Annotated in this window: 10 protein-coding genes, 1 other RNA gene and 2 pseudogenes; 6 read left to right on the top strand and 7 right to left on the bottom strand. The window is 52.0% G+C overall.

The genetic code is table 11. From position 1 onward, the window contains the following. Positions 1-3: 3 nt before the first annotated feature. The 6 genes and pseudogenes from A1SC_RS09070 to kbaZ form a co-directional block, all read right to left on the bottom strand. On the bottom strand, positions 4-1,158 hold the full coding sequence (locus tag A1SC_RS09070; RefSeq protein WP_016262584.1) for an AgaS family sugar isomerase: 1,155 nt from the start codon (positions 1,156-1,158) through the stop codon (positions 4-6). Between the two features lie 464 nt (positions 1,159-1,622). Further along, a pseudogene (agaF, locus tag A1SC_RS0122115) lies at positions 1,623-2,056 on the bottom strand (PTS galactosamine/N-acetylgalactosamine transporter subunit IIA). Between the two features lie 17 nt (positions 2,057-2,073). Further along, positions 2,074-2,952, bottom strand: coding sequence for a PTS N-acetylgalactosamine transporter subunit IID (gene agaE, locus A1SC_RS09075; RefSeq protein WP_010379159.1), 879 nt, complete (start codon positions 2,950-2,952; stop codon positions 2,074-2,076). Continuing rightward, positions 2,942-3,721: a PTS N-acetylgalactosamine transporter subunit IIC gene (agaW, locus tag A1SC_RS09080; RefSeq protein ID WP_000406200.1), complete on the bottom strand. Its 780-nt coding sequence runs from the start codon at positions 3,719-3,721 to the stop codon at positions 2,942-2,944. Before agaW ends, agaE begins: the two co-directional genes overlap by 11 nt. A gap of 10 nt (positions 3,722-3,731) precedes the next feature. After that, positions 3,732-4,205: a PTS N-acetylgalactosamine transporter subunit IIB gene (gene agaV / locus A1SC_RS09085; RefSeq protein ID WP_001132993.1), complete on the bottom strand. Its 474-nt coding sequence runs from the start codon at positions 4,203-4,205 to the stop codon at positions 3,732-3,734. Between the two features lie 26 nt (positions 4,206-4,231). Next, complete coding sequence (kbaZ, locus tag A1SC_RS09090) at positions 4,232-5,512, bottom strand: tagatose-bisphosphate aldolase subunit KbaZ (RefSeq protein WP_016262581.1); 1,281 nt, start codon at positions 5,510-5,512, stop codon at positions 4,232-4,234. A 248-nt stretch (positions 5,513-5,760) separates the two neighbouring features. On the opposite strand from kbaZ, the gene agaR reads away from it, so the two are divergent. Next, complete coding sequence (gene agaR / locus A1SC_RS09095; RefSeq protein WP_000072182.1) at positions 5,761-6,585, top strand: aga operon transcriptional regulator AgaR; 825 nt, start codon at positions 5,761-5,763, stop codon at positions 6,583-6,585. Positions 6,586-6,636: 51 nt separating this feature from the next. On the opposite strand, the gene garD is transcribed toward agaR, so the two are convergent. Further along, positions 6,637-8,208, bottom strand: coding sequence for a galactarate dehydratase (garD, locus tag A1SC_RS09100; RefSeq protein ID WP_001273732.1), 1,572 nt, complete (start codon positions 8,206-8,208; stop codon positions 6,637-6,639). Positions 8,209-8,580: 372 nt separating this feature from the next. Between garD and garP the strand changes: the two are divergent. The 5 genes and pseudogenes from garP (at position 8,581) to rnpB (ending at position 13,272) form a co-directional block, all read left to right on the top strand. Then, positions 8,581-9,916, top strand: a pseudogene (garP, locus tag A1SC_RS09105) (galactarate/glucarate/glycerate transporter GarP). Positions 9,917-9,931: 15 nt separating this feature from the next. Next, positions 9,932-10,702, top strand: coding sequence for a 2-dehydro-3-deoxyglucarate aldolase (gene garL / locus A1SC_RS09110; RefSeq protein ID WP_001058055.1), 771 nt, complete (start codon positions 9,932-9,934; stop codon positions 10,700-10,702). A gap of 29 nt (positions 10,703-10,731) precedes the next feature. Further along, on the top strand, positions 10,732-11,625 hold the full coding sequence (gene garR, locus A1SC_RS09115) for a 2-hydroxy-3-oxopropionate reductase (RefSeq protein ID WP_016262578.1): 894 nt from the start codon (positions 10,732-10,734) through the stop codon (positions 11,623-11,625). Between the two features lie 92 nt (positions 11,626-11,717). After that, complete coding sequence (gene garK, locus A1SC_RS09120; protein ID WP_016249234.1) at positions 11,718-12,863, top strand: glycerate 2-kinase; 1,146 nt, start codon at positions 11,718-11,720, stop codon at positions 12,861-12,863. A gap of 32 nt (positions 12,864-12,895) precedes the next feature. Then, positions 12,896-13,272, top strand: an RNA gene (gene rnpB / locus A1SC_RS22915) — RNase P RNA component class A. The last annotated feature ends 48 nt before the right edge of the window (positions 13,273-13,320 follow it).

Below are 13,320 nucleotides of genomic sequence, written 5' to 3'. Positions count from 1 at the left end.
CTCTTATGCCTGCCACGGATGAATAATGACACCTTGCACCACACGGTTAACGGTGCCGCTGGCTGATGGGGTATCCGGCGTATTGCCCATATGCAGCGACTGCATCAGTGCAAACGTCTGAGTGTATATCAGGAAGCAAAATGCCTGCTCAACGTCGATAAAGTGACGGGACGGCGGCAGGATGATATGCGGACCCGCGGTGATAATGTCGTTGCTTTCAGAGGCGATGGCGATCACGCGCATTGCCTGGTTATCGCGGCGTAATTCTGCCAGCAGATCAAGATCATACTGACGGGTATAAGGGTGGCTGGAGACAAACACCACCACCAGCGTTTCGTCATTGACCAGCGATTTCGGGCCATGACGGAATCCGGTTGGGGAATCATAAAAGGCCGCCAGCTTACCCGCAGTCAGTTCCAGTACCTTCAACGCCGACTCGCGTGCCGCGCCCTGTAAGCCACCGCTGCCGAGATAAACGATCCGTTTCCACGGCGCGTAACCAAACACACCTTCGCTGAAATCGCCCAGCGAGGTCAGGATTACCTGGCAACGATCCGCCACGTCACGGAAGGTCTGGCTGTTGATCGTCTCTGGCGCGAAAACCGCGAGGCAACTGGCCATCATGGTGGTAATGCTGCTGGTCATCGCAAAGCCGCGATCGTGCGTTTCTGCTGGCATCAGCAGGGCAAACGCGTTGTCGCTGTTAATCGCGTTTTGATAGAGATCGCCCGCTTCGTTACAAGTGATCGGCAAGTGGTAGCACTCCGGCACAAACTGATTCGCCAGTTCCACGGCAGCGACGCTTTCCGGGCTGTTGCCGGAACGACCGAAGGAGATCAGCAGCAGAGGATGAGCTGGATTCAGGTAATCCATTGGATTAGTGACCAGATCGGTGGTCGGTACGGCGCTGAAGTTTTTTCCAGTCTGGCTGGCGAGCCATGGCGCGATGATGTCACCGATAAATGCCGAGGTTCCGGCTCCGGTCAGGATGATCCGCAGATCCTCTTTGCGCAGTAACGGTTCAAGGAAGTTATCGAGCGCAGAACGTAACGTGTCGATGTTGGTGAGCGAACGGATCCATGCGCGAGGCTGATGGCGGATCTCTTCTTCAGTCCATGTGCCGGTGGTTGCAGCAGCAGGGGTATAATTTTCTGGCATAACGCAATCCTTAGTCTGATGAACTTGACTTCAGGCGGGTAGCTTTCGCTTGCCTTTCGTTTAATTTCACTTGGTTATTTCTTTCGTTGATTAAAATTTATAGAAAAGAAACTGAAAGTTCAATGGTGAAAAAAAGAAATAAAACGAAATTTGTGATCGTTGAAAGAAAAGATAAGGGAAGTGAAAGGGATTGCATGATGGTGTAAATATCAGCACTGATTGCCGGATGCGGCGTAAACGCCTTATCCGCCTGGCTGTCACCAGCCGTAGGTCGGATAAGACATCCGACATTTACGCCGCAACGACGCTCCGTAGGTCGGATAAGACGCGTCAGCGTCGCATCCGACACCGGTGCAAAGGTCAAAACAAAAGAAAGACCTTGCAGGGGAAGTGAAAGCCAGAAAAGAAACGAAAGTGTAAAACGTCACCCACTGTCTTTTACTAACAGCGGCGGGGCGCTTACCTTATATCCCTTCCTCGACCGGACATTCTTCATGGCAGCGATCCAGCTCGTCCACCAGACTGGTCAGCCCACGGTGTCCGCACTCCAACGCCTGCACGCGAAACTCTTCGCTACTTAACCCTTCACGTTCCAGCACCATCTCCAGTAACAGTTGCAAATTGGTGCCGGTGATCACTTCACAGCCCGGTTTTTGCATCGCCAGCGTTGAAGCCACGCGAAACGGCGTGCCGCCGAGCAAATCCGTTAGAAAAACATGCCGTCTTCACAATCCAGTTGGGCGATGGCTTCTTCAAGCTGCGATGTAAGCAGCGCGGTGCTTGAGGTTTCCGGAAAATCGATGGCGATAAACTGCGATTGCTCACCGAGAATTTGTTTCATCGCTTTTTCCATGCCGCTGGCAAATCCGCCATGCCCTGTCAAAATAATACTTAACATCTATTACCTCATTGTATTTAAAGGAAATGGCAAAATTTACCGACGATGCCGAGAACCACCGTGATTGCAATCAGGCGCAACGGACTCCAGCCGCGACGTACCAGCCAGAACATGGTCAGGGTATAGGCCAGCGGTAAGAAGGCAGGCATCAGTTTGTCGATAACGTCAGCCTGCAACTTAACCACTGCGTCGCCCGCCGTGATTTCCAGAGTGGTGCTTAAACGGACATAGGTTGCAACCAGCGCGCCGATTACCGTCATCCCGACGATAGACGCCGCATGGCCGACTTTTTTGGTATTCGCTTTAATCAGCGGGATCGCCGCGACGCCCATGCGATAAGCGTAATGCGCAAGGCCAAAACGCAGACCGAGATGCACCACGTTGAACAGAACAATAAATACGACAGCGCCGAGAATAGATCCTTGCAACGCCAGACTGGCACCAATCCCGCCACAAATTGGTAGCAACGTCAGCCAGAACATCGCATCGCCAATCCCGCCCAGCGGCGCACCGACAGCAATCTTGGTGCTCTGAATACTGTTAACGTCCTGCTTGGAACGCTCCATCGCGAGGATAATGCCAATAACAAACGTCACCAGAAACGGGTGAGTATTGAAGAAACCCATATGCCCTTTCATGGCGCGCGCCAGGTCGCGTTTATTGGTGTGGATCTTTTTCAGTGCAGGTAACAGACCGTACAGCCAACCGGAAGCCTGCATACGTTCGTAGTTGAAAGAAGCCTGTAACAGCATGGAACGCCATGCGACGCGATTGATATCTTTTTTCGTTAGCTCTGCGCCAATGCTCTGATCTTCATATACGTTTTCATTGACGCCGTTCAGCAGTGTTTCTTCATTTTCGCTGACGTTCGGCAGGGTCGTTTGATTAGATGCCATCTTCAAATTCCTCTTTCTGTGCCGCAGGTTGAGTCGGTTCAGGAGATTTACGCAGCAGGTCGATCAGCGCCATCGCCAGCGCGGCGGCGGCAATAGCCAACACCGGTAACTTGAGCCAGGCGGCGGCAACGAACCCCAGGATGAAGTAAGGGATATAGACGTTTTTCATCATGATTTTCAGTAGTACGGCAAAACCGATTGCTGGCATGATGCCGCCCGCGACGCCGAGGCCGTCGATTAACCGTTGCGGCAGGACATCAATGATGGTTTTGGCATGTTCCGCACCGAAGTAAATTGGCAGGAAAGCGCAGAGAAAATAGAAGGTGCCGAGCGCCAGTAGCGCCAGATAGTTTACGCGCTCAATACCGCGCGTATCGGCATTCTCCGCCATTCGGTCGCAGCGGGACATCACACCAGACATCACCGAGAACAGGAAGGTAATCCCCATTTGTACCGCGACCGCGAAAGGTACAGCGACGCCGACCGCGACATCCGGTTTCACGCCGGTAGTGATGGCAAATGCCGTGCCGACGATAGTGCCGATAATCACGTTAGGTGGCTGTGCGCCCGCCAGCGGAGCCAGCCCCATCCACACCAGTTCCAGTGTACCGCCAGTTAAAATACCGGTATGCAGATCGCCAAGTACCAGCCCGACCAACGGCCCGAGAACCACCGGGCGGTGTATATGGGTTAAGCCGTTAAACATATCCAGGCCAGCGATAAAGGCGATAATGCCCAACGCGAATGCCTGCAACAGACTGATTTCCATGATGAATCCCTCAAAGTAATTTAAAGAGGTCCACAGCAGGTTCTGTCGGGACGCCCTGAACGAAGCATTCCACCCCTGCGGATTTCAGGTCGTTAAATGCCGCGATATCGCCCGCATCCACAGAAACCGTTTTGGCGATTTGCTGCTTGCCATTGGCGTAGTGCATATTGCCAACGTTAATGCGGTTAACCGGAACTCCACCTTTAACCAGCGTCAGGAAATCGGCTGGTGTTTTACAAACCAGCAAGATTTTCTGCCGATCAGCAGCGCGGTGGATGTTGTCGATCACTTTTTGTAGTGTCCAGAAACGCACGGCGATCCCTTCTGCCAGCACCATTTCCATCAGGTTTTGTTGTACCGGATCTTCGGCAACCTCATCATTGGCTACCAGAACCAGATTTGCCCCCGCAAATCCAACCCACTGAACGCCGACCTGACCGTGAATCAAGCGTTCATCAATCCGGCTTAAAACAATATTTGGCATAGCGTGTTCCTCGTTTTTGTTATGGCTTACTGGCCTTCACAGGCAGCGTGGTACTGCGCCAGGATGTCCTGAATATGGTTAATAATGAGTGCCCGTGGCGTTGGCTGTAGCTCACCGGAGCGAACTTTTACGTATTGCAGCGGCAGGTACTGGCTGATGAGTGGCTGCGGAATTGGCGCATCTGCCAGGTTGCGGACCAGGTGGGCGAAAGCATCATCAATCTGCCGGTCTGGCCAGTAATAACGCACGCGATCCGAGTAACTGTAGCCGCGTGCCAGACGACGCGCGTTCCCGTCCCCGTGGTAATGGCTTTGCCAGTATTCCGGACGGTCGAGCATCACGTTTTCCAGTACCTGACGCAGACCAGAACAGGCTTTTGCTGGCACCAGTTCTTCTTCGATAGCCGCCAGAGAAAACAGGGCTTCACGTAGGGCGAAGGTCAGCGCCGGGCCAACTTTCAGAATGGCAAAGTGGTCAATGACCAACTGGCGCAGCGATTGCGGTGTTTGATAATCGGTAGAATGAGCTTCGAAAATCAGTGTTTCGTAGTTTTCGACCATCTGACTTAAGGCGATCGCTTTTGCAGGCTGATAATCAATAACGTTGGTGTGATCGAATTCGACGCCGGGTTGTACCACCAGCGCAATAATACGTGGCCAGATGGCATTCAGACCTTGCTTTTCAAAAGCATGACGATGGGCTTCCAGCGTGGTGCGGGCGGCATCCGGTGTAGTCACTGCCAGTTCGCTTAAGGTTTCATGTGCGCCGCCAGGAACCGGAACTTCAGTTCCAATGACATACACCAGATCGGCCTCGCCAAAGTGTTCACGGCAGGTTTCTTCCGCCACTTTCGCCAGGCGAGCGGCGCGTTCAGCAACGATGTCATCGGTTAAGGGGATCGGATCGCCCTGACAGGACATGCTGCAATCAAGGTGAATTTTTTTGAATCCCGCCGTGACGTAGCTTTTTATCAAATCATCGGCATTAGCCATCGCCTGGGTTGCGGGCAGGTTTTGCCAGCGGTTAGGTCCCAGATGATCGCCACCGAGAATTAGCATGTCTTGTGGGAAATTCAGCGAGTCGGCAAGCTGACAAACAAAGCCGCGAAAATCGGCAGGCGTCATTCCGGTATAACCGCCGAACTGATCCACCTGATTGGACGTTGCTTCAATCAGTAGCGGCGTTTGGTTTGAGAAGGCGTAGCGGATGGCAGCTTCCAGCACCAGCGGATGTGCGGAACAAACGGCATAAATCCCATTTGTTTTGCCCCCTTTGTGCTGCCTCACCATTTCTGTCAGATGTTTCACTTTCCTCTCCAGTTTAGATTACTGCAACCTTGATCTTTCGTTTTGTTTCAATTGATACTGCGTCATGGTGAGATAAAAATAAAACGAAAGATAATAGTTTTCTGATCTGATTCACAAAAGAAATATAATGAAAGTTTCTGAAACGAGGGGCGCTTGCGTCAATGGGCAATGTGGGCTTGCATTTGGTTAATAGAAAGGCGTTAATAAGCAAAACGAAATGAAACGAAAGTTTTACGAAAGGACTTACTATGAGTAATACCGACGCTTCAGGCGAGAAGCGAGTAACAGGCACCAGTGAGAGACGAGAACAGATCATTCAGCGCCTGCGGCAGCAAGGAAGTGTGCAAGTTAATGATCTATCGGCATTGTACGGCGTTTCTACGGTGACGATCCGTAACGATCTGGCATTTCTGGAAAAGCAGGGGATCGCCGTGCGTGCTTATGGTGGCGCGTTGATCTGCGATAGCACGACACCGTCAGTCGAACCTTCGGTGGAAGATAAAAGTGCGCTCAACACTGCGATGAAACGCAGCGTTGCGAAAGCTGCTGTTGAGCTGATTAAGCCTGGCCATCGCGTGATCCTCGACTCCGGAACCACAACCTTTGAGATTGCCCGTCTGATGCGCAAGCATACTGACGTGATTGCGATGACCAACGGTATGAACGTGGCTAATGCTTTGCTGGAAGCTGAGGGCGTTGAACTACTGATGACCGGCGGGCATTTGCGCCGTCAGTCACAATCTTTTTATGGCGATCAGGCTGAACAATCGCTGCAAAATTACCACTTCGACATGCTGTTTCTCGGTGTAGATGCTATCGATCTGGAGCGCGGCGTCAGTACGCACAATGAAGATGAAGCCCGTTTGAACCGCCGGATGTGCGAAGTTGCGGAACGGATCATCGTGGTCACAGATTCCAGTAAGTTCAATCGCTCCAGTTTACATAAGATCATTGATACCCAGCGGATCGATATGATCATTGTCGATGAAGGCATTCCTGCGGATAGTCTGGAAGGGCTACGAAAGGCCGGGGTTGAGGTGATTCTGGTCGGGGAGAACGCGTCTTCGCTATGACTTACTATGCCCGATAAACGTGTGCCATCGGGCATAATACAAATTGAGTTATCAAGTCACCGGTGCCGGGTTAAACACCGCCAGTTGGTTATGCAGTCCCCATTGGTCTGAGAAGGTTTTCTTCTTCCCGCTGGCAACGTCGAGAATAAAGTGGAACAGTTTCCAGCCCACCTCTTCAATCGTCTCTTCGCCGGTGGCGATGGTGCCCGCATTAATATCCATCAAATCAAACCAACGGTTCGCCAGTTCAGTGCGGGTTGCCATTTTAATGACCGGCACTGCCATCAGGCCGTAAGGTGTGCCGCGACCGGTCGTAAATACTTGAACGGTAATTCCTGAAGCCACCTGTTGGGTGCCACAGACAAAGTCGCTGGCTGGCGTCGCGGCGTAAATTAATCCACGTTTGGTCGGACGCTGCCCTGGCGACAGCACTTCTACAATCGCGCTTTTACCTGATTTGGCAATGGAGCCGAGAGCCTTCTCCACGACGTTTGCCAGACCGCCTTTTTTGTTTCCCGGCGAAGGGTTGGCGCTGCGGTCGGTTTTCCCCATATTGAGATAGTTGTCGTACCATTCCATCTCTTCCAGCAGACGCTTACCGACCTCTTCGTTAACGGCGCGCGGCGTCAGCAGATGAATGGCGTCGCGTACTTCCGTCACTTCCGAGAACATCACCGTTGCACCGCAGCGCACCAGCAGATCAGACGCATAGCCAACCGCCGGATTGGCTGTCACGCCAGAAAACGCATCGCTGCCGCCGCACTGCATACCAACAACCAGTTCTGAAGCCGGGCAGGTTTCTCGCTGACGTTGATTCAGCTTGTGCAGATGGCGTTCGGCAACCTGCAAAATATCCTCAACCATTGACTGAAAACCGACATGCTTTTCATCCTGCAAGCTGACAATACTGGCGCTTTCCAGTGGAATAGCCTGCACATCGTCCGTACCGACCAGCAGGCGCTCTGGTTGCAATTTCTCGCATCCGAGGCCAATCACCATCACCTCGCCGCCAAAGTTTGGGTTCAGCGAAATGTTGTGAATGGTTCGAATAGGCACCACCGCCGCTGGGGCATTAATCGCCACGCCACAGCCGTACAGGTGATTCAGCCCCACCACACCATCGACGTTCGGGTATTTCGGCAGCAGGTCGCGCTCAATAATTTTCACCACGTAATCGACGACGCCTGCCACACAATGCACGCTGGTCGTGATGCCGAGCAGGTTCTTGGTGCCCACACTGCCATCGGCATTGCGATAGCCTTCAAAGGTATAACCTTCCAGCGGCGGTAAAGGTTCCGGCACTTTGGTTGCCAGAGGCAAAGTATGTAAGGGGGGCGCTTCAGGCAGAACCACCATCGATTCATCGATCCAGCTTCCACGTGGGATGGCGCGCATGGCGTAACCAATCACTTCGCCATAACGAATAATTTCGCCATCAGCAGGAATGTCGATCAATGCGACTTTATGCCCCTGGGGAATATGCTCAATTAATTCCAGGCCGTCCGGAAAACGCGTTCCTGCTTTCAGGCCATTATCATTAACAATAATTGCCACATTATCTGTGTCATGAACTTTTATATAAAACGCAGTCGGCGTTTCTTGTCTTATTTCGATATTGGCCATTGTTCAATATTCTCCAGCCAGGGGGATATTAAAATGAGCATTAGATCTCATTTAAAAATAAATAACTTCATTAGGTGAAATAAGAATGTCAGGAGTTTAACGGTAGAAATGTGATCAATGTCAATCATTTCAGGGATTGCGACGCTACCCAGCAAGGCAAAGCGTAAATCTGTGCTTTAGCGCGCAATGTTATGTGCATATGCTCAAAATAATATTTAAATTACATTATTTAAGTTCGCATTTGCACAATGATTATTATTACCCCGCTGCTTATACTAATTCACGAGGCCATTGTCATAACTATATGAATGGAACTCATAAATAATACCTTCCCAATAATAAAAATCAACATAAGTACCCGAGGTAAAAAAAATGATTCTGGACACCATTGAAGAAAAAAAGAAAAGCGTGCATACCCGCTATTTAATATTATTTATTATTTTTATTGTGACAGCCGTTAACTATGCCGACCGTGCAACGCTGTCGATTGCCGGTACTGAAGTAGCAAAAGAACTGCAATTAAGCACGGTTTCGATGGGGTACATTTTCTCCGCTTTTGGCTGGGCCTATCTGGCTAATGCAAATCCCTGGCGGCTGGCTGCTGGATAAGTTTGGATCGAAGAAAGTTTACACTTACAGCCTCTTTTTCTGGTCGCTGTTTACCTTCCTGCAAGGCTTTGTCGATATGTTCCCTATTGCCTGGGCAGGGATCTCCATGTTCTTCATGCGCTTTATGTTGGGCTTCTCGGAAGCGCCGTCATTCCCGGCGAACGCCCGTATTGTTGCCGCCTGGTTCCCGACTAAAGAGCGTGGAACAGCTTCCGCCATCTTTAACTCGGCGCAATATTTCTCGCTGGCGCTCTTTTCGCCGCTGCTTGGCTGGCTGACTTTCGCCTGGGGCTGGGAGCACGTCTTTACCGTTATGGGGGGGATTGGTTTTGTACTAACGGCGCTGTGGATTAAGTTGATTCATAACCCGACAGACCATCCGCGCATGTCTGCGGAAGAGTTGAAGTTTATCTCCGAAAATGGTGCGGTGGTCGATATGGATCACAAAAAGCCAGGCGGTGCGACAGCAAGCGGTCCTAAGCTGCATTACATCAAGCAATTGCTCTCTAACCGCATGATGCTGGGGGTATTTTTCGGGCAATATTTTATCAACACCATCACCTGGTTCTTCCTCACCTGGTTCCCGATTTATCTGGTACAGGAAAAGGGGATGTCGATTCTGAAAGTCGGCCTGGTTGCGTCGATTCCGGCATTGTGTGGATTTGCTGGCGGCGTGCTTGGGGGTGTCTTCTCGGATTATCTGATCAAACGCGGTTTGTCACTGACTCTGGCACGTAAGCTACCAATTGTGCTGGGAATGTTGCTGGCTTCCACCATCATCTTATGTAACTACACCAACAACACCACGCTGGTGGTCATGCTGATGGCGTTAGCCTTCTTTGGCAAAGGATTTGGCGCACTGGGCTGGCCGGTGGTTTCCGATACCGCACCGAAAGAGATTGTTGGCCTCTGCGGCGGCGTCTTTAACGTCTTTGGCAATGTCGCCTCCATTGTCACTCCACTGGTGATTGGTTATCTGGTTAGTGAACTGCATTCCTTCAATGCGGCGCTGGTATTTGTGGGATGTTCGGCGCTGATGGCAATGGTCTGCTACCTCTTCGTGGTTGGTGACATTAAACGTATGGAATTGCAGAAATAAGCAAAGGTATAAGCGATGAATAACGATATTTTCCCCAATAAGTTCAAAGCCGCGTTGGCTGCGAAACAGGTACAGATTGGCTGCTGGTCAGCACTTTCTAACCCGATCAGCACTGAAGTTCTTGGTTTGGCTGGCTTTGACTGGCTGGTGCTGGATGGCGAACATGCGCCAAACGATATTTCCACGTTCATCCCGCAGTTGATGGCGTTGAAAGGTAGCGCCAGTGCGCCAGTAGTGCGGGTGCCGACCAACGAACCGGTGATTATTAAGCGCCTGTTAGATATCGGTTTTTACAACTTCCTGATCCCCTTTGTCGAAACGGAAGAAGACGCGGTACAGGCGGTAGCATCAACGCGTTATCCACCAGAAGGTATTCGCGGCGTCTCCGTTTCTCACCGCGCCAATATGTTTGGCACCGTACCGGACTATTTCGCCCGGTCGAATAAGAACATCGCCATTCTGGCGCAAATCGAAAGCCAGCAGGGCGTCGATAACGTTGATGCCATCGCTGCGACCGAAGGCGTTGATGGCATTTTCGTTGGCCCCAGCGATTTGGCGGCGGCATTAGGTCATCTCGGCAATGCGTCACATCCGGAGGTACAAAAAGCGATTCAACATATTTTCAACCGCGCCAGCGCTTACGGTAAACCCAGTGGCATCCTCGCGCCAGTTGAAGCCGATGCACGCCGTTATCTGGAATGGGGTGCCACATTTGTCGCTGTCGGCAGCGACCTCGGTATTTTCCGCTCCGCCACGCAGAAACTGGCAGATGCCTTTAAAAAATAACGACCACCGCAACAAGAGAGATGATTGATATGACTATGAAAGTTGGTTTTATTGGCCTGGGTATTATGGGTAAACCAATGAGTAAAAACCTTCTGAAAGCAGGTTACTCGCTGGTGGTTTCTGACCGTAATCCAGAAGCTATCGCTGACGTGATTACCGCAGGCGCAGAAACCGCGTCTACGGCTAAAGCCATCGCTGAACAGTGCGATGTCATCATTACCATGCTGCCAAACTCTCCGCACGTGAAAGAAGTGGCGCTGGGGGAAAATGGCATCATTGAAGGTGCAAAACCAGGGACGGTATTAATCGATATGAGTTCAATCGCTCCGCTGGCAAGCCGTGAAATCAGCGAAGCACTGAAAGCGAAAGGTATTGATATGCTGGACGCCCCGGTGAGCGGCGGTGAACCGAAAGCCATCGATGGCACCCTGTCAGTGATGGTGGGTGGCGACAAAGCTATTTTCGACAAATACTATGACTTGATGAAAGCGATGGCGGGATCCGTTGTATATACCGGAGAAATCGGTGCAGGCAACGTCACCAAACTGGCAAACCAGGTCATTGTAGCGCTGAATATTGCGGCGATGTCAGAAGCGTTAACGCTGGCAACCAAAGCGGGCGTTAATCCTGATCTGGTTTATCAGGCGATTCGTGGTGGGCTGGCGGGAAGTACTGTACTCGATGCAAAAGCGCCGATGGTGATGAACAGGAATTTCAAGCCGGGCTTCCGTATCGATCTGCATATTAAGGATCTGGCAAATGCGCTGGATACCTCCCATGACGTTGGTGCGCAATTGCCGCTGACCGCAGTGGTCATGGAGATGATGCAGGCGCTGCGTGCCGATGGGCTGGGAACAGCAGACCACAGCGCTCTGGCGTGCTACTACGAAAAACTGGCGAAAGTCGAAGTCACTCGCGAGTGACTTCGTGCCCGGATGGCGTGGTGCAATCCGGGCTGGGAGCCAGGCCGAATAAGAGAAACGCCCTCCGGCGTCATGTGGTAACAGGCAAAGATATGAAAATCGTAATCGCCCCAGACTCTTACAAAGAAAGTTTATCTGCCAGCGAGGTTGCGCAGGCGATAGAAAAGGGATTTCGGGAAATTTTTCCTGATGCACACTATGTTTCTGTTCCCGTTGCTGATGGCGGTGAAGGAACGGTGGAAGCGATGATTGCTGCCACTCAGGGGACCGAACGTCAAGCCTGGGTTACGGGGCCGCTGGGTGAGAAGGTGAATGCCTGTTGGGGGATCTCTGGCGACGGTAAAACCGCGTTTATTGAAATGGCGGCGGCCAGTGGGCTGGCGTTGGTTCCAGCGGAAAAGCGTGATCCGTTGGTGACCACTTCTCGTGGTACGGGTGAGTTAATCTTGCAGGCGCTGGAGAGCGGCGCAACCACTATTATTATCGGCATTGGCGGCAGTGCTACCAATGATGGCGGCGCGGGAATGGTGCAGGCGCTGGGAGCGAAGTTAAGCGATGCCAGTGGTAATGAAATCGGCTTTGGTGGCGGCAGCCTCAATACCCTGAATACCATTGATATCTCTGGCCTTGATCCACGCTTAAAGGATTGTACGATTCGCGTCGCCTGCGATGTCACCAATCCGCTGGTGGGCGACAGCGGCGCGTCACGTATCTTTGGCCCGCAGAAAGGGGCTAATGAAGCCACGATTGTTGAGCTGGACAAGAATCTCTCTCACTATGCTGATGTCATCAAAAAATCGCTGTATGTTGATGTGAAAGACGTCCCCGGATCTGGTGCTGCGGGCGGTATGGGGGCGGCGCTAATGGCGTTTCTTGGTGCAGAGCTAAAGAGCGGCATTGAGATTGTGACTACGGCGTTGAATCTGGAAGAACATATTCACGATTGTACGTTGGTGATCACCGGAGAAGGGCGCATTGATAGCCAGAGTATCCACGGCAAAGTACCGATTGGCGTAGCGAATGTCGCGAAGAAATATCATAAACCGGTAATTGGTATTGCAGGGAGTCTGACGAAGGATGTCGGCGTTGTGCATCAGCACGGCATCGATGCCGTATTCAGCGTGTTGAACAGCATTGTTACCCTGGATGAAGCTTTCAGCGGGGCTTATGACAATATTTACCGCGCTTCACGCAATATCGCCGCCACACTGGCGATTGGAATGCGCAGTGCGGGGTGACAAGGGCGTGCAAACCCTCTATACTTCGCGCCGAAGCTGACCAGACAGTCGCCGCTTCGTCGTCGTCCTCTTCGGGGGAGACGGGCGGAGGGGAGGAAAGTCCGGGCTCCATAGGGCAGGGTGCCAGGTAACGCCTGGGGGGGAAACCCACGACCAGTGCAACAGAGAGCAAACCGCCGATGGCCCACGCAAGTGGGATCAGGTAAGGGTGAAAGGGTGCGGTAAGAGCGCACCGCGCGGCTGGTAACAGTCCGTGGCACGGTAAACTCCACCCGGAGCAAGGCCAAATAGGGGTTCATAAGGTACGGCCCGTACTGAACCCGGGTAGGCTGCTTGAGCCAGTGAGCGATTGCTGGCCTAGATGAATGACTGTCCACGACAGAACCCGGCTTATCGGTCAGTTTCACCTGATTTAACAAAGCCCGTCAGTGCAAGCTGGCGGGTTTTTGCTTTTTGG

This window comes from Escherichia sp. KTE52 (genome assembly GCF_000408325.1).
GTDB classification, from domain to species: domain Bacteria; phylum Pseudomonadota; class Gammaproteobacteria; order Enterobacterales; family Enterobacteriaceae; genus Escherichia; species Escherichia marmotae.
This window is presented reverse-complemented; position numbering and strand designations above follow the sequence as displayed.